This window comes from Klenkia terrae (assembly GCF_037083865.1).
Taxonomy (GTDB): Bacteria; Actinomycetota; Actinomycetes; order Mycobacteriales; family Geodermatophilaceae; genus Klenkia; species Klenkia terrae.
Window position 1 is genome coordinate 1 of sequence record NZ_JBAPLV010000067.1, and the last position, 1129, is coordinate 1129.

General features: G+C 70.1%; 1 protein-coding gene. It reads right to left on the minus strand.

Features of this window, described 5'->3' with window-relative positions; translation table 11 throughout:
• The coding region (locus UXQ13_RS23545; protein ID WP_336393097.1) for an IS481 family transposase at positions 1 to 1012 on the minus strand (1012 nt) is incomplete at its 3' end.
• Positions 1013 to 1129: the final 117 nt, after the last annotated feature.

Genomic DNA, 1129 nt, shown 5'->3' on the forward strand with positions numbered 1-1129 from the left:
TGTTGCTCGTCATGACGTTGGTGACGCCGGCGTGGAGGCGTGAGGCGGGTGGTCGGTTCCCGGCGGCGGTGTGTGGTCGGTGGTAGTTGTAGTGCACGGTCCAGACCGCGATCGCCTGGGCTCGTTGGGCTTCGGATGTCCAGGTGCGGGCGTAGAGCAGCTCCTCGGCCAGGATCCGCTGGTAGCGCTCGACCTTGCCGTTGTGCTTGGGCGTGAACGGCCGGGTCCGCTGGTGGCGGCTGGCGTCGAACAGTGACCTGGTGAACGCCCCGGCGCGGTAGCAGGACCCGTTGTCGGTGATGACCCGGGTGATGCGGCCGATGCCGTGGGCGCGGAAGAACGCGCGGGCGCGGGCGAAGAACGCGATGGCGGTCTTGGCGGTCTCGTTGGCCAGGGGTTCGGTGTAGGCCAGTCGGGAGAACCCGTCGATGGCCGAGTGCAGGTAGACGTAGCCGGCCTTCTGGCCGGTCTTGGCCGCGGCGGTCTTGGCGCGTGCGGCGGCGCGGTCACCGTCGCTGCCGCGGCCGTGGGCGCGCCATCCGCCGCCGTCGGGGATGCGGCCGACCTTCTTCACATCGACGTGGATCATGTGCCCGGGGTAGCGGGCGGTGATCTTGCCTGGGGCGCGGTTGTTGTCCCCGTCGGGGTCCAGGAAGCGGCGGCGGTTGATGCCCAGTCGGGCCAGCCACCGTCCGACGGTGGCGGCGCTGATGTCCACACCGTCGCCGTTGAGCTCGGCGGTGATCAACCGCGCGGACCACTTCTTCTCCCGCCGCAGCGCCTCGATGCGGGCTACCACCTCGCCTTCGGTCTGGGTGGGGCTGGCGTGCGGGGCGCTGGAGCGGTCCAGCAGCCCGACCTCGCCAAGGGCGTCGTAGCGGTTCTTCCACTTGGACAGGCACTGCCGGGACACACCGGCCTCAGCAGCGATGTGCGCGATCGGACGGGTAGCGCACCGGTCGATCAACCGCAGCCGGCCAGCAGGGGTCAAGGGCGCGTTAGCGTGGGACAAGACGGGTCTCCGGGTCGGTCAGGACGTGTGGTCAGCGCTTCACATCCTGCCGCCGGGGACCCGTCCTACGTCCCGGCCCCTACCGCCCCGCTGTCAACAACCTCATGCACCGCAACA